This window comes from Aquimarina rubra (genome assembly GCF_042684305.1).
Taxonomy (GTDB): domain Bacteria; phylum Bacteroidota; class Bacteroidia; order Flavobacteriales; family Flavobacteriaceae; genus Aquimarina; species Aquimarina rubra.
This window is the reverse complement of the sequence record NZ_JBHULE010000019.1, coordinates 956,331-971,305: the sequence shown is the minus strand read 5'-3', so window position 1 is coordinate 971,305 and position 14,975 is coordinate 956,331. Positions and strand designations below refer to the sequence as shown.

Below are 14,975 nucleotides of genomic sequence, written 5' to 3'. Positions count from 1 at the left end.
GTATCTATGCTTCCTTAAAAATCTGTTCTAAAATCTTCTCTGTAATCAGGTATGTTGGTTTTACTCCTGTCGTACCCAGTCCTCCTGATGCCAACGTGCTTCCTGTTTCTAATGGATTATCTGATGCGTAGTAAGCGTAATTTACTTTTACATCAGAACTTATACTACCTCGTAATTTTGATGCAGACTGAATAGCTTTTTGATAATGCGCTCCTTCCATTTCAAGTCCGATTACGTTCCAGGTAGAGTCGTGAAAAAACTTCAATATATCCCTGTTTTGCAACGAAGTACCTAAAACAGTTATCATTGAACCGTCATAAATATCGATTCCATGTCCTTCTAAATCTTCTTTCTTTAGTCCATTATCAAAAGGATAATTGTCTGCGGTTCCTTCAAACACGTGAGCAGACGGTATCATAATATCTCCTTTTCCTCCTTCGAGAATACCGGCTTTTCCCATTAGAGAAACTGATTTAACATTGAGGTGTTTTCTTTCTTCAGGTTTAACATATGGTTTCAGAAGTTCATCCATGGTTTCATATGCTTGCTCTCCAAAAGCATAGTCCATTACAATAATAACAGGCTTATCTTCTTTCTTTACATTAGATATCAATGAAGCATATGTGCCTTCAGTATATTTTGAAGTATCAAATATTTGAACATTAATATTTGTTCCGCTTTGATCCTCGATATAGGTCATCCCTTTCTGGAGGGCCAATTTCTCCACTTTTGCCCTTAATCTGTCATTTTTACTTTCACTTAGCAGCTCGTAAACATCAAAAGTGGTTTTATTCTTAAGTTCTGTTTTTAATGCTAAAGGCGTATACAGTGTATTCATCACACTATGCATATTAGCACTAATAATGTGTATGGGTCTGTCTAAGAGGTTGAGTTCTTCGAGCTTGCTCTTGATAGAATTTGCCCATCGCTCTCCGTGAATATGATGTCCTAGACGTTCTCTTAAAACTGGACTAAAAGTTACAATTCTTTTGTTTCCGTTTACAAATTCATCAATAGCTAATTTCCCTAGCCAATAAATAATATGAAGGAATCTCTCTTTGTTTTCCGGACAGGAAAAACTGCCATAAATAGAAGTAACTTCCTGAAAAGTTCTGCCTAATATATTTGCTGTATGAGTAAGGGCAACCTCTCTTTCGGCTTTGGTCAATTCTTTTTTGGAGGTTACGGCGTTTTCCAATTTATCCCAGTCTCGAGTAACATTGCCTTCCTCATTAATCACCACTCGATTCATTATTTTATGAGATTCAATAAACAAAAAGGTGAGGTGTGTAAGAATATCATAGATCTCTGATCGTCCTCTAGTAATCTCAATGTTCATCTGCTCTTCATCTATTCTATAGCAATTTCTTCTTCTTTTTGGTGGAACAATTGCCTTAAAATGCGAGTTTTTGTAACCTTCTTCACTGGTAAGGTTAATGTAACGACATTCTTCTATTCCGATTGGTAATCGATCAATCACGTACAACAAACCATCTAATTCTACTTTTTCTTCTGCAACAGAACCATAAATTTCTGGACGCAGTGTCAATAACCCTTCTCGTAAAGTATCTCCAGAAACTCCCATCGGTTTATAAAAACCTCTATTGAACAGGTGCCGCATTGTGATATACATGCGTTCTATTGCGCTAGAGCTTTCTTGCGCTCTTGTCCTTCCTTGTAGTTTTAGATTTGTCATAAAATTTTTCCGAACAAAGATATAATTTATTTATCTATAGTAATTACTAAGGAATCTACAATCTTTCTATCGTTAGAAAGCCTTGGTAATTTGTTTTGACCACCTAATTTACCTATAGATTTCATATAGTCATTAAAACCGTTTTTTGGAACTTTTCTAACCTTCAGTGTTCTCAATACATTTCCTACGATCAAATCATCATAATATGAGTTTTGTTTTCGTAACGAATTGTCTATTTGTAAAGCAAATTCTTCTATGTCCTCTGGAGTTTCCTGAAACTCAACAAACCATTCATGGTATGGTAATTCTGATTCTTCAGGGTTAATTTGAGGCGCCACAGTAAACTCCTTGATCATTATTCCGGTAGCTTCTGCCGCTTCTTTTATGGCTTGCTCCACTTCTTTGCCAATTACATGTTCTCCAAAAGCAGAAATAAAGTGCTTGATTCTACCCGAAACCACCAATCGATACGGAGAAGTACTGGTAAACATTACAGTATCGCCAATATTATATGCCCACAATCCCGCATTTGACGAAATAAGCATTACATAATTGACTCCAACCTCTACATCGCCAATAGTCAACCTTTTTGGATTTTCTTCAAAAAACTCTTCTGCTTTTACAAATTCATAAAACATTCCAGAATCCAACTGTAAAAGCATTCCTTTTTCATTTTGTTTATCCTGAAATGCAAAAAATCCTTCAGAGGCAGGGTACAACTCAATACTAGCAACTTTTCTTCCAATTAACTTCTCGAATGTAGCTTTATACGGTTCGTAATTTACACCTCCATAAATAAATAATTCAAAATTCTTAAAAAGCTCTCCAATCGGTTTTTCTGTCTTTTTTTTCAGTTTTTCGAAATACATCTGAACCCAAGGTGGAATTCCGCTTATGATTGTCATATTTTCATTTACGGTCTCTTCTACTATAGCGTCAACTTTTGTTTCCCAGTCATCAATACAATTCGTTTCCCAACTGGGCAATCTGTTTTTTTGAAGGTATTTGGGTACATAGTGTGCAACAATCCCGGAAAGTCTTCCTAAGTTAATTCCATTTTTTTCTACGAGCTCAGGGCTTCCCTGTAAAAATATCATTTTGCCATTTACAAATCTTGCATTTCCACTTTCTGCAATGTAACATAAAATAGCATTTCGTGCAGCGCTAATATGTGTTGGCATAGAATCTGAAGTCAAAGGAATGTATTTAACACCGCTTGTTGTTCCGGAGGTTTTTGCAAAATAAATTGGTTTTCCAGGCCATAAAACATCACTTTCTCCTTTCACAACACGATCTACATATGGGCGTAGTTCTTCATAATCCCGAATTGGTACGCTTTTTACAAAATCATCGTGAGTTTTTATCATTGAAAAATGATGATCATTCCCAAAAGCCGTGTCCTCAGCGGATCGTATTAATTTATCAAAAACCTGTTTCTGGGTTTTTATAGGGTTATTAGCCCATTTATTTATCTTTTTACGGATATGTTTTGCAAAAATCTTTGCCCCTAATGATTTAATAGACATTGTATGTTGTTATTCAAAATCAATAAATTTCGACGGATCTGTAGGATATCCATCTCTCCACAATTCGAAATGTAAATGTGGCCCTGTCGAGAGTTCTCCTGTAGATCCTGCAGTGGCGATTACTTCTCCTGCCTTTACCAACTCTCCTTGTTGCTTTGTAAGAGATGCGTTATGCTTATAAACTGTCAACAGGCTATTTCCGTGTTCTAAAATGATCACGTGGCCTGTTGCCGAAGTCCACTCTGCAAAAATCACTGTTCCGGCAGCCGCAGCTTTGATAGGAGTGTCTTTGGGCACTGCAATATCAATAGCATAGTGCCTTTCATTAACATTATAGGTATCAGTCACACTTCCTTTTACAGGTGGGAATAAAGAAAAATCAGTACTTGACTTTTCACTTTCAAACAAACTGTATTTATCTTCCCTGGAAACTTCTTCTCGAAGCTGCATATCTTGTTCTGATGGACTTAAGTCTACTTCTTCTGGATTTATTTTTTGTGATTGTACAGCAGAGTCAATATCAAATTCTACTGTTTTTACGTCTCCCGTTAGTACTTTTTTGATGGAGCTATAGTATTTCTGATTGATGCTCAATACGTTTTCTAGGGAATCCGCAGTAGAAACTAATCTGGTTGCTTTTTGGTTTAATGATGTAGAAGAATATCCGGGAATGTATTCCCTTAAAGGTGTAAAAGCGATAAGTATGGTGGTACAAGAAATCAATACAATAGAAGTAATCATTACCAATACAAAGACGTTGAGTCTTGTTAGTTTAAACGATATTCGTTCTTCAAAAGTATCTTCATTAAGAATTACCAGCCGATACTTATTCAGTAGCTTTTTCGTAATTCTTTTTGGTTCTTTTTTCTTTTTAGCCATAGATTGATCTACTATCAGGGCAATTGTGTTTGATACGCAAATATACATATTGAACTCATCTTGAGTAATGCTTTGACCTGCAAAATTCACATTTTGCACTCTAATTTTGTAGATTTTTTTAACCGTAGCTACGGCTATGCCGAAAAAAAACTACTTCATTGTAGCACAAAAGCCAAACTTTTCAGTTAAAAACCACTGCTAAAGATGAGTTCATTCTGTTTACGGATAAAAATGCTAAATGCTATATTAAAACGTAATCTGAAAGTAAATAGTCTTATTTGAAGGTGTGAATATTATCACAAAAGCAGTATTTAGCACCTCAAAAATGTCTTTTTTAGCTAAATCTTGTTAACTTTGTAATCTAATTTTAAGATCATGATGTCATTAAGTGTATTTTTAGGAATGTTAGGGCCTTGGCAAATCGCATTGATTGTTGCTGTGGTTTTACTTTTATTCGGAGGTAAAAAGATTCCAGAATTGATGAGAGGTTTAGGAAGCGGGATCAAAGAATTTAAAGATGCCTCGAAAGAAGAAGAAGATCCTAGCAAAATAGAAGAGAAAAAGTAATTTTCAACTTTTATAAAATATTGAAAACCCATTTGCTTAAGACGAATGGGTTTTTTGTTTTTAATGTGGTTTTGGTTATTGTTTTTTAATCAATGTATTCATCAATAAAGGATTAATATAATAGTTACTTTTTCCTAATTTGTGTTTGTGGATAATTTTATCATCTGATAATTTGTTTAAATAATTTGAAGCAGTGACACGGCTTATATTTAAATCGTTTTTTAAAAATTCGATTTTAGTGTAGGGCATCTTAAAAAGATGATTTAATAGTTCTTGACTATAAAATTTATAATTATTTCTCAAGATATTTTTCATAGACATCATATCTTGTTTAATACTTTTTATGATATCTATGGTGTGTATTGCCGTTTCCTCAACTGCCTTTATCATAAACAGAATCCAAGATTCCCAATTTTCATTATCACGTACATCTTGTAATAATCTATAATAATCTCCTTTATTTTTAATGATATACCTACTTAAATAAAGAATAGGAATTTCAAGTAAATTTTGGAGTACTAAGTAAAGGATGTTAATAATTCTTCCGGTACGTCCATTTCCATCATAGAAAGGATGAATACTTTCAAACTGAAAATGGATAATTGCCATTTTTACCAAAGGGTCATAATCTATAAGTTCATTGTCATTAATGAATTCAACCAAGTTCTGCATTAAATCCTTTATCTCGTCAGCACTCTGTGGAGGTTCATATACCACCTCTCCTGTTTGTTGATTTTTAAGATTTGTTCCAGGCAATTTTCTATAACCTGCATTATTCTTTTCTAAAATTCTTTGAATTTCAAGAATACTATTACTACTTAATATCTTTCTTTTGGATACAATTGCAAAACCTTGCTTAAGCGCTAAACTATAATTTTCCACTTCTTTGGCTGCTGGTGAGATGAATTCACTATAACCTAAGGAGCTTTTATAAAGTTCGTCATGAGTTGTAATTATGTTTTCTACCTCAGAACTATCCTTAGCTTCTTGAAATGTAAGTGTATTGATTAATATTTCTTGTCGTGGAATTGATTGTGCCACTCCTTTAAGTTCTGCTAGTGCTCTATGCGCAGCAGAAAGGGTTTTAAGGACTTTTTTGGTTTCTGGGTCTTCTTTATATGGAAGATATAGAGGTTTCCAACTCATATCAATAATTTGAGTGTTTCTTTACATGTTATAGCTTTCATGTAAAGATAATCGTATTTTCTTTACGCGTTATAGTTTTCGTGTAAAGATAATCGTATTTTCTTTACACGTTTACACCACAGAAAAAAATCATATCAATCAATTAATGATAACTGAATTCTCTTCCTGGGTAAATCCACACTCATTACAGTGACCATCAAATGCTGGTTTAACTGTACTACAGCATTAACATCACTGATATATTCATTGGCCAGTTTTGAGATATGTATCAATCCACTTTCTTTAATGCCAATATCTACAAAACATCCAAAATTGGTGATGTTATTTACAATACCAGGCAATTTCATTCCAGCTTTTAGGTCATTAATCGTTTTTACATTCGGATCGAACTCAAAAACGGTGGCTTTCTTTCTGGGATCAACCCCGGGTTTTTCTAACTCTTTTACGATATCTGTCAATGTTGGTAATCCAACATTATCAGAGATATAATCTTGTAACCTGATCTTGGTAATCGCTGTTTTATTTCCTATTAATTCTTGCAAAGGTACACCAACGTCTTTGGCCATTTTGGAGACCAATTTGTAACGCTCAGGATGCACTGCAGAATTATCCAGTGGATTTTTTGGTTCAGCGATTCTCAAAAATGCTGCTGCCTGCTCATACGCTTTTCCTCCTAATCGTGGAACTTTTTTTAATTCTTCTCTGGATGTAAGTGCGCCATTTTCTGATCGATAGTTTACAATATTTTCTGCAAGTTTATCTCCAATTCCAGATACATAACTCAATAATGGAGCGCTGGCTGTGTTTACATTAATTCCTACACGGTTTACACAACTCATCACTACTGTATCTAGTTCGTTTTTTAATTTAGTTTGATCGACGTCATGTTGATATTGACCCACTCCGATTGCTTTGGGATCAATTTTCACCAATTCTGCTAGTGGGTCTGCCAATCTTCTTCCAATGGATACAGCTCCTCTCACAGTTACATCATAATTCGGAAATTCTGCCCTGGCAATTTTAGAAGCTGAATATACAGATGCCCCACTTTCATTGACCATAAACACCTGAATGGAGGATTCGAATGGAATTTTTTTAATAAACGCTTCTGTTTCTCTGGCTGCTGTCCCATTTCCTATGGCAATGGCTTCAATTTTATAGGCATTCACCAAAGATTTAATTTTTTTTATGGCATTCGTAGTTTCGCGTTGTGGAGGATGAGGATAAATATTTTCATTATGCAGTAGATCCCCTTGCTTATCTAAACAAACCACTTTACAACCAGATTTGAAACCAGGATCTAGCGCTAATATACGTTTCTGTCCTAAAGGAGATGCCAGAAGTAATTGCTTTAGGTTTTCTGCAAATACATTAATTGCATCATCATCTGCTTTTTCTTTGGTTTGGTTAAGAATTTCAGTAGAGATTGCAGGTGCTAACAATCTTTTATAAGCATCTGCAATCGCCAAAAACATTTGATCTGTGCACGCTTCTACATTAGATTTGATCATGATATCATCTATAATGTCTAAAGCATCATTTTCGGGAACTGTAATTTTTACTCGAACTATCTTCTCATTTTCTGCTCTCAGAATTGCCAATAATCTATGTGATGGACATTTGTGTAAAGGTTCTTCCCATTCAAAATATTGTTGATACTTCTGTGCTTCTTCTTCGTCTTTTTTGGATTTTACAACGGCGGAAGAAATGGCAGCTCTACGTTGATACAATCTTCGCAATCTATTTCTTACTTTTTCATCCTCATTGATCCATTCTGCAATAATATCTCTTGCGCCCTGCATCGCCAACTCTTCGTTGACAATAGTGTCGTTAAGGTATTGAGAGGCTACAAAAAGAATTTCTTCTTCTCGTTGCTGCATTATGATTTTAGCCAATGGCTCTAACCCTTGCTCTTTAGCAACCGTAGCTTTGGTCTTTCGCTTTTTCTTGTAAGGCAGATATAAATCCTCTACTTCTGAAAGAGATTGGGCAACCTCAATGCGTTTTTGTAGTTCTGGTGTTAGTGCTTCCTGTTCTTTAATACTTGCAAGTACACTTTCTTTTCTTTTTTGTAAAGCTTCAAACGAAGCTTTATGTTTTACTATTTCTCCAATCTCTACCTCATCAAGATTGCCGGTCATTTCTTTACGATATCTGGATATAAATGGAATGGTAGCTCCATCATCCAAAAGCTCAATAGTCTTAGTAATTTGTTTTTCCGAAACGGGAACCTGTTTCGCAATAAAAGAAACAATATTCATTGGTTGCATTTTTGAACCGCTAAATATATCATAAACCTACTCCAAAATCAAAACATATTAAGATTGCTCTTGTATTGTTTATAAACTTGTTCCGATACATTGGGCTTCCATTGTATATAACAAACAGTTGAAATGGATGCCTTTTCGTTTAACTATCTAAATGAACAATTGAATAAAGAGCATCTTATAAACCTCTCACCTTAATCCTCTCCCCAAGGAGAGGAAACTCAGTTTTAGAATCAAAAAGATTAAACCCTACTATTCAAACTTAATAGTTTTCACAATGGCTTCTAGTTCGAACATGTAGTTTCTTTTTCTAACTGATGGCGCTAACACAAAACCTTCTATCACCAATTGCCTGTTATTTTCAAGATCGTCGATCACATAATTCACAAAAGGACCTGCCATATATCGATCTTTGATTTCCCACGTTCCTTTGGTTTCGAAAGCAAATTTATTATCTAAGGAAGTTTCGAACAAATAAGGAGCATAGGCTTCTTCAGTAATAAACTTTCCCGAATTGGTTGGTATTTTTAATACGCCTATAGAGTCTCTCACTTTTATGATCTTAGCAATGGTATTGGAGTCTTTAGGTATGGTTCCTAAAGGAAGTTCATATATCATAAGATTCGTATCACCATTTTTAATATCCTTACGCAACCAAAAGAATTTATCTTCCTCTTTTGCTATTCTATATGCAGAAGGAATTTTGAGTGTAATTCCCATCTTTTCCTTTAGCTGTGGAATATATTCTACCGATTTCTTAATCTTGAATTGCTTTTCTCGGGTTTCTACCTTTTTATATTTAGCAATCATTCCTTCAGATCTTTCTTGTATCAAGCTAATGATCTCATCATTATTGACACCTGTGATCACGTAACCTAATTGCGGTGTAGCATATTGATTATTGGCTACATAAACTTTAGGCTCATCCCCTATTTGAATTTTAAGAAACAATCTGTTTCTTCTGGAAATACCGGTAAAAGCTTCTGGAGGTAATTGCCTCATAGAAAATAGTGGTTCTTCTTGAGGTAAACCTGGAACTTCTGCTCCAAAGTATTTACGTATGGTATCTCCTAAACTACCTTTCCATAAATCATTCTCCACTACAACCGCTAGTTCATTAATTTTACCCACGGATTGGGCAAGGGAACCGTTTATTTTTTCAGAAGTGTCTTTTTTCTTATCGCTACAGCTAATGATGCATAACACAGCAATAATGGCAAGTGTAAGTTTTTTCATAATACAAATATACTTGGGATGAACTAATATCAAAATAATTATATGCAGATAACTGATATAATACTGCTTTTGACATCATAAACCGTTCCAATTGTATTTTAGAAGTTAAGAAACATTAGTCCATTATTTGTTAAAATACAGAATACAGGCTAATCACGAATAATAGGGTCAGGATCTTCAGGGTTATCTAATGAACAATTTATTGCATTTGTTCGAACCTTAATTGCACAAACATAACCACTAGCTTTGAAAATCTCACCATTTTCTATTTCCAGTTCATATCGATATACTTTGGTGTCAAAATTCTGATCGAATAATTCTGATCCAAATACTTTGTCACTAGCAGTGCCATAATTATCCGCAATAAAAACGAGAGTATTTCCTAAGAAAATTCTAACAGTATTATCAGGAAAGTCCTCAAGCCCATCAATGTAAAAAGTTTCATGAAACCCATCTTGATTAGGAGTAAAATATTTAGCGTGTTCTATTTCTTTACCTTCTGGTAGATTATCTACTTGAATAACATATGAATCCGCAGAGCAGCAATTTTTTTCCTCTATGTTATCATCGTCACCATTACAGCTAATCACAAAAATGATTGATACTAAAACTAGTAAATATTTTTTCATAAAATTTGTTCGATTAGGTTATGTAAGAAAGTTTTATTAAGATTTGGATAACTTCAGTTTCATACCAGGTTTGATTCCTGTTCCGCTGATATTGTTCCAGCTGCGAAGGTTCTCTATAGAAACTCCTTTAAACTTTTGTGAGATACTCCATAAGGTATCACCAGACTTTACTGTATATGTTTCAGAATTACCTGGATTGGCACTTACCACAGCAGCTTTCGATGTTGTTTTTTTCTTTGGTGCTCTGTCTACAACCGGACGACGAGGATAAATAGTTAGTCGTTGTCCAATCCTAAGATTGTTACTACGTAATCCGTTCCATCTTTTGATCTGGCTTACACGTACTCCATATCTTCTAGCAATTTTTCCAAGGAAATCTCCGCTGCGTACTCGATACCGGATTTTATCATTTGCTTCGAAAAATTTGGGAAGTGGCTTCTCTCGTTTATTAAATTCTTCTTGCGCCAATGTATATATTTGATCTTCATTTGCTACAAATTTACCAACCTGATCCAATGGTAAACGCAACACATAATTTTCGTCTTTAATATGTGGAATGATATCCAGTTTATAGGAAGGATTTAAGAACTGTAATTCTTCTATATTGATATCCATCACTTCAGAAACCTGATCTAACGTGATCATTTGCTTGACTTTTATCGTATCTGTCTCGAAATAGGCAAACTCTGGCCTTCTTGGTTTAAATCCGTGTTCTTCTGCATATTCAAAAATATACATGGTTGCCAAGAACGCGGGTAAATATCCTGCGGTCTCTCTTGGTAGGTTGTGACGTATATTCCAATAATTGGTGAATCCTCCACTTCGTCTGATTGCTTTTGTTACATTTCCTGGTCCGGAATTGTAAGATGCCAGCGCTAAATCCCAATCACCAAACACACGGTACAGACTTGCCAGATATTTGCAGGCTGCTTGTGTAGCCATAATAGGATCCATACGTTCATCTACATAAGAACTTACCTCTAATCCAAACATCTTTCCTGTACCAAACATAAATTGCCAAAGTCCTGTGGCACCCACTCTGGATTTTGCCCTAGGTTTTAGTGCCGACTCTACGATAGCTAAATATTTTATCTCTAAAGGAATATTCTGATTGTCCAATTCCTGCTCAAATAATGGAAAATAGAACTCACTTAAAGCCATTAGTCTTTCTAGATGTTCATGACGATTCTTAAGATAATTCTTAATAACACTTTCTAAAGAAGGATTATATTCTACGTTAAACGGTGTGCGAGCATTCAGTTCTGCCAATCTTGCTTTTAACGTGTCTGTAGGAAGATCAACATACTCTACCGGTTCATACTCTAATTCTGTAACCGATTTGTAAATCGTATCAAAAAGACTAGAATTGTACAGTTCTTGTTTCCAGATAGAATCTAATTCCGCAATTTTGGGGTGATCCTTAACCGCATATACCACACTATCTTTAACACTGGTTTTTGTAAAGGTGGTCGTTTTCAGTTCACCTAAAGCATTAACGACGTTAGTCGTATCAATTACTTGAACGGTATCCTTTTTTAATGTTAGCTCTTTATCTAGTACTAATGTTCTAGAGGCTTTCGCTTTTTGGTTTACAGATGATGGAATAGTATCCTGAGCTTGTAGTGTAACCAGACAAAAAAGAAAACTAAGACAGAACCAACAATTTTTAATCATTTTGGGTATTGTTTACATTTAATTCAACTAACGGATATTTTGGGGTGACTAGTGCTACACTTCAACAACTTATTAACACCACTGCTGCGAAAATCGTGTTTTTTTTCTAAAATCCAAAAAATCAACAAGTTAAAAACACAAAAAAATCAGTCTAAATGACTGATTTTTAATAACTTTTACTTTTATTAAGTCTTTTCTTACAAGATTTTTACTTAATTTCCTATAGCTGCGATACCAGGAAGTGTTTTTCCTTCTAAACTTTCTAACATAGCTCCTCCTCCTGTAGAGACGTAACTTACTTTATCTCCAAATCCAAACTGTTTTACCGCAGCGACAGAATCACCTCCTCCTACCAAAGAGAACGCTCCTTTTTCTGTTGCTTCTGCAATAGAATGACCAAGGGTAATAGTTCCATTTGCGAAGTTTTCCATCTCAAAAACTCCCAAAGGTCCATTCCAAAGGATAGTTTTAGAATTTAATATTACTTCGTGAAAATTCTTTAAGGTTTCGGGTCCTGCATCTAATCCTTGCCATCCATCAGGAATTGCATCCACACTCATTGCTTTGGTATTTGCATTATTATCAAAAGCATCTGCGCCAATTACATCTACCGGTAAATGTATTTGCACTCCTTTTTCTTTTGCTTTCTTTAAAATTTCTAAAGCCAACTCTTGCTTATCATCCTCGCAAATTGAATCACCTATTTTTCCTCCTTGTGCTTTGATAAATGTATAGGTCATTCCACCACCTACAATCAGGTGATCTACTTTGTCTAAAATATTTTCAATGATGGTAATTTTAGAAGAAACCTTAGATCCTCCTAAAATCGCTGTAACGGGCTTTTCTCCGCTTCTTAGCACTTTGTCAATGCTTTCGATTTCCTTTGCTAATAAACTTCCAAAACATTTGGTTTCAGGAAAGAACTGTGCGACAATTGTTGTGGATGCGTGTGCTCTGTGCGCAGTACCAAAAGCATCGTTTACATAAATATCTCCTAACTTGGATAATTGCTCTGCAAAACCAATATCACCAGCTGTCTCCTCATTATGAAATCTCAAGTTTTCTAATAACAATACTTCACCCGGATTTAACTGTTCCACGGCTTCTTCAGCTTCTTGACCAACACAGTTGGATACAAACTTAACTTGTACACCAATTACATCTGCTACTGTGTCTACAATATGATTTAACGAAAATTCATCCTGCACTCCTTTCGGACGACCTAAATGAGACATTAAAACTGCACTTCCACCATCTTCCAGTACTTTGATAATGGTTGGTTTTGCAGCCTGAATTCTGGTATCATCAGTAACATTAAAATTTTCATCTAAGGGAACATTAAAATCTACACGAATTAATGCTTTTTTATTTTCAAAATTGAGATCATTGATTGTCTTCATCGGATTGGATTGATTTTTCGCAAACGAAAATAATTTTATTTCCTCAAAAACACCGAAAACTAATAGAAAAAATCACCAATTTCTTCGCTAAAGTTTCACTTTTATCGATTTTTAGCAAAATGATGGTTTTCAATGCAAAAATCACATTCTGTTTACATCCAAATCGGTCTGTCAATATGTGGCTGTATTCTACCAAAAATCAATTACAGTATTAAATTTCAGATCTCTCATTCTTGTTTGTCCAAATAGAGAAATGATAAAAGGGTCGACCAATTAATTTATAAACTTTATATAAATTATATTTGCGCTATGCTTTTTTCAGAAATATTAGGGCTTACTCACATTAAAAGTTATTTGACAAACAGCGTAGAACGTGGTCGTATTCCACATGCGCAACTTTTTGTAGGACCCAATGGCAGTGGTACATTACCTATGGCTATCGCGTATGCTCAATATATTTTATGTCAAAATAAGGATGGCGAAAATACAGGAGGTATTTCATCTTGTAATGTGAAATTTGATCATCTGGCACATCCTGATTTACATTTTGCGTATCCGGTTGCCACGAATGATAAGGTAAAAAAGCATCCAACAGCCAATCACTTTGCTGAAGAATGGAGAACTTTTGTAAAGGAAAACCCTTATGGAAGTATTTTTGACTGGTATCTTTTACTGGGAATTGAAAAAAAACAAGGTCAGATTGGTGTAGACGAAGCATTAGATGTGGTAAAAAAATTATCACTAAAGAGTTATGAAGGCGGTTATAAAGTAATGCTGATATGGATGGCTGATAAAATGAACATAGCAGCATCTAATAAACTACTTAAACTCATCGAAGAGCCTCCGGAAAAAACAGTTTTTATTCTGATTTCTGAAGATGAGGAACAACTGATACAAACCATAAGATCCAGATGTCAGGTCTTGCATTTTCCACCTTTGGGTGAGCAAGTGATTAAAGATGCTATAAAAGAATCCGAAAATATTTCTGATGCAGAAGCTTTAAAAATTGCACATCAGGCTAATGGTGACTACAGTAAAGCATTGCATTTATTGCATCACGATGGAGGCGATGAACAATTCGAAGATTGGTTTATTCAATGGGTGCGAACTGCTTTTAGGGCGAAAGGGAATAAATCGGCTGTTAATGACTTGATCAATTGGAGTGAATCTATCGCTGGTTCCGGAAGAGAAACCCAAAAGAAATTTCTGAATTATTGTCTTGATTTTTTTAGACAGGCATTATTGTTAAACTATGGGGCAGAAGACCTGGTGTTTTTAGAGCCCCAAACCAATGGTTTTAAATTACAAAATTTTGCTCCTTTTATTCACGGTGCAAATATTATGGATATAAGTAATGAAATTCAAGATGCAATTTATCATATAGAGCGCAATGGTAATGCAAAAATTATTCTGACTGATTTATCTATTAAGCTAACACGATTACTTCATAAAAAAGCTATTTAAGGTTTTATCTAATATTTTTTATTCTTATTCTTTATTACGACTTTTAGAATTCGTTATTTCTTCAAAACTAAACTTGACTTTATGGATAATTTTATGACTCACATTGTATCTATTACAATCTTACTATTCTTATTGATTACTTTTTTACAATCCGGTGTTGATAAAATCACCGATTGGAAAGGTAATCTAAGTTGGCTAAAAGATCATTTTTCCGCAACATTTTTAGGTAATATAGTGCCTCTTCTTTTAGGAACCATACTGATTATCGAAATCATTACTGCCATTTTTTGTATTGTAGGCATCTATCATTTGATTGCTGATAATCATACAGGGTTTGCCATAGGCGCTATGTTTTCTGCTTGCATTACTTTGCTAATGCTGCTTTTTGGGCAGCGAGTTGCGAAAGACTACCAGGGAGCTCTAACTATCACCTGTTACTTTATAGTTGCTATTTTTGGTTTATCTATAGTACACTCTTAAAAAAGGTTTTA

At 34.7% G+C, this 14,975-nt stretch carries 12 protein-coding genes; 3 read left to right on the top strand and 9 right to left on the bottom strand.

Annotated elements, in window-relative coordinates:
- Positions 1 to 4: 4 nt before the first annotated feature.
- Genes ACFSR1_RS12780 through ACFSR1_RS12770 form a run of 3 tightly spaced genes read right to left on the bottom strand, consistent with a single transcriptional unit; the run spans position 5 to position 4,101 of the window.
- Complete coding sequence (locus tag ACFSR1_RS12780; RefSeq protein WP_378293063.1) at positions 5 to 1,696, bottom strand: DUF6909 family protein; 1,692 nt, start codon at positions 1,694 to 1,696, stop codon at positions 5 to 7.
- 26 nt (positions 1,697 to 1,722) lie between these two features.
- Positions 1,723 to 3,222: a GH3 auxin-responsive promoter family protein gene (locus tag ACFSR1_RS12775; RefSeq protein WP_378293061.1), complete on the bottom strand. Its 1,500-nt coding sequence runs from the start codon at positions 3,220 to 3,222 to the stop codon at positions 1,723 to 1,725.
- Positions 3,223 to 3,231: 9 nt separating this feature from the next.
- On the bottom strand, positions 3,232 to 4,101 hold the full coding sequence (locus ACFSR1_RS12770; protein ID WP_378293059.1) for a M23 family metallopeptidase: 870 nt from the start codon (positions 4,099 to 4,101) through the stop codon (positions 3,232 to 3,234).
- A gap of 375 nt (positions 4,102 to 4,476) precedes the next feature.
- Here ACFSR1_RS12770 and tatA point away from each other — a divergent pair, with 375 nt between their 5' ends.
- Entirely contained in the window at positions 4,477 to 4,668 is a 192-nt protein-coding gene (gene tatA, locus ACFSR1_RS12765; protein WP_378293057.1) for a twin-arginine translocase TatA/TatE family subunit, read from the top strand.
- Between the two features lie 75 nt (positions 4,669 to 4,743).
- Here the strand turns inward: tatA and ACFSR1_RS12760 are convergent, their stop codons facing one another.
- From ACFSR1_RS12760 to ACFSR1_RS12735, 6 genes are all read right to left on the bottom strand, one after another.
- Positions 4,744 to 5,814, bottom strand: coding sequence for a Fic family protein (locus ACFSR1_RS12760; RefSeq protein ID WP_378293055.1), 1,071 nt, complete (start codon positions 5,812 to 5,814; stop codon positions 4,744 to 4,746).
- 134 nt (positions 5,815 to 5,948) lie between these two features.
- Entirely contained in the window at positions 5,949 to 8,075 is a 2,127-nt protein-coding gene (locus tag ACFSR1_RS12755) for a Tex family protein (RefSeq protein WP_378293053.1), read from the bottom strand.
- 258 nt (positions 8,076 to 8,333) lie between these two features.
- Entirely contained in the window at positions 8,334 to 9,317 is a 984-nt protein-coding gene (locus ACFSR1_RS12750) for a DUF4837 family protein (protein ID WP_378293051.1), read from the bottom strand.
- A 149-nt stretch (positions 9,318 to 9,466) separates the two neighbouring features.
- Positions 9,467 to 9,946, bottom strand: coding sequence for a T9SS type B sorting domain-containing protein (locus tag ACFSR1_RS12745; RefSeq protein WP_378293049.1), 480 nt, complete (start codon positions 9,944 to 9,946; stop codon positions 9,467 to 9,469).
- 36 nt (positions 9,947 to 9,982) lie between these two features.
- On the bottom strand, positions 9,983 to 11,620 hold the full coding sequence (locus ACFSR1_RS12740; protein WP_378293047.1) for a LysM peptidoglycan-binding domain-containing protein: 1,638 nt from the start codon (positions 11,618 to 11,620) through the stop codon (positions 9,983 to 9,985).
- Between the two features lie 212 nt (positions 11,621 to 11,832).
- The gene (locus tag ACFSR1_RS12735) at positions 11,833 to 13,020 is read right to left on the bottom strand and encodes a phosphoglycerate kinase (protein WP_378293045.1); all 1,188 of its coding nucleotides are present in this window, start codon (positions 13,018 to 13,020) and stop codon (positions 11,833 to 11,835) included.
- Between the two features lie 309 nt (positions 13,021 to 13,329).
- Here ACFSR1_RS12735 and ACFSR1_RS12730 point away from each other — a divergent pair, with 309 nt between their 5' ends.
- Together ACFSR1_RS12730 and ACFSR1_RS12725 are read left to right on the top strand one after the other, a co-directional pair.
- Positions 13,330 to 14,484 carry a DNA polymerase III subunit gene (locus tag ACFSR1_RS12730; RefSeq protein WP_378293043.1) on the top strand — a complete coding sequence of 385 codons (1,155 nt, stop codon included), beginning with the start codon at positions 13,330 to 13,332 and terminating at the stop codon, positions 14,482 to 14,484.
- 81 nt (positions 14,485 to 14,565) lie between these two features.
- Positions 14,566 to 14,964 (top strand): DoxX family protein, encoded by a 399-nt coding sequence (locus ACFSR1_RS12725; protein WP_378293041.1) that lies wholly within the window; start codon positions 14,566 to 14,568, stop codon positions 14,962 to 14,964.
- The last annotated feature ends 11 nt before the right edge of the window (positions 14,965 to 14,975 follow it).

What these genes read in the sequence shown, in the direction of transcription:
- ACFSR1_RS12735 (WP_378293045.1), bottom strand. Translation starts at nt 13,020, where the DNA reads ATGAAGACAATCAATGATCTCAATTTTGAAAATAAAAAAGCATTAATT.
- ACFSR1_RS12780 (WP_378293063.1), bottom strand. Translation starts at nt 1,696, where the DNA reads ATGACAAATCTAAAACTACAAGGAAGGACAAGAGCGCAAGAAAGCTCT.
- ACFSR1_RS12750 (WP_378293051.1), bottom strand. Translation starts at nt 9,317, where the DNA reads ATGAAAAAACTTACACTTGCCATTATTGCTGTGTTATGCATCATTAGC.
- ACFSR1_RS12725 (WP_378293041.1), top strand. Translation starts at nt 14,566, where the DNA reads ATGGATAATTTTATGACTCACATTGTATCTATTACAATCTTACTATTC.
- ACFSR1_RS12755 (WP_378293053.1), bottom strand. Translation starts at nt 8,075, where the DNA reads ATGAATATTGTTTCTTTTATTGCGAAACAGGTTCCCGTTTCGGAAAAA.
- ACFSR1_RS12760 (WP_378293055.1), bottom strand. Translation starts at nt 5,814, where the DNA reads ATGAGTTGGAAACCTCTATATCTTCCATATAAAGAAGACCCAGAAACC.
- tatA (WP_378293057.1), top strand. Translation starts at nt 4,477, where the DNA reads ATGATGTCATTAAGTGTATTTTTAGGAATGTTAGGGCCTTGGCAAATC.
- ACFSR1_RS12745 (WP_378293049.1), bottom strand. Translation starts at nt 9,946, where the DNA reads ATGAAAAAATATTTACTAGTTTTAGTATCAATCATTTTTGTGATTAGC.
- ACFSR1_RS12740 (WP_378293047.1), bottom strand. Translation starts at nt 11,620, where the DNA reads ATGATTAAAAATTGTTGGTTCTGTCTTAGTTTTCTTTTTTGTCTGGTT.
- ACFSR1_RS12775 (WP_378293061.1), bottom strand. Translation starts at nt 3,222, where the DNA reads ATGTCTATTAAATCATTAGGGGCAAAGATTTTTGCAAAACATATCCGT.
- ACFSR1_RS12770 (WP_378293059.1), bottom strand. Translation starts at nt 4,101, where the DNA reads ATGGCTAAAAAGAAAAAAGAACCAAAAAGAATTACGAAAAAGCTACTG.
- ACFSR1_RS12730 (WP_378293043.1), top strand. Translation starts at nt 13,330, where the DNA reads ATGCTTTTTTCAGAAATATTAGGGCTTACTCACATTAAAAGTTATTTG.